At 65.7% G+C, this 630-nt stretch carries 1 pseudogene; it reads right to left on the minus strand.

The annotated features are described in order from the left end of the window. Positions 1–630 (minus strand): annotated as a pseudogene (locus AC3WJP_RS29145) (DUF637 domain-containing protein); the annotation flags it as partial.

Below are 630 nucleotides of genomic sequence, written 5' to 3' on the forward strand. Positions count from 1 at the left end.
AACCGCGTAGCCCTTCATGGCGTCTGCGGACGTGACGTCTTTGAATACTGCCCCGAGGTCGCCACGATGGTTGATCAGGCCGATGCTGGCGTTGGCAGCCGCGCCCGCCGCGACCGCGCCGGTCGCTGCAGCTCCGACGGTTCCCGCACCCGCCGCTGCGCCGGCCACCGCCGGCCCAACGGTGGCCGCCATGGCAATCGCCACCACCAACTGCGAAGCCGGCCCTAACCCCGAGGTGTCGTACCGGAACGATTCATGAATCTCCTTCACCTGCCGCCAATCGACATCCCCCCGCGCCTCGGCGTCCTTTATCCAGGCCAGCGTCGGATCGGCCTTGACCATGGCGTCGATGCTCTGGCTGACGGTCTGGCGGTTGACGTGCGTGACATCGATCTGTAGGCCTTTGACGGCATTGACCGCCCGGCTGCCCTGGGCGACGAGTGCGGTCTGGCGCAGGGTTTCGTCGGTGGTGCCTTTGCCCTTGGCGGCGTTCCAGAAGGCGTTGTTGTTGGTTTTGGTGTGGCTCTCGTCGTGCAGGTCCTTGACGGCTTCGAAGGCGATGACGCCGCCGCTGTCGAGGGTGGTGTCGTTGCCGCTTTCAAGGATGGCCGCCTGATAGTGCTGGTCGTT

Source organism: Pseudomonas sp. GW821-FHT01A09 (genome assembly GCF_058986725.1).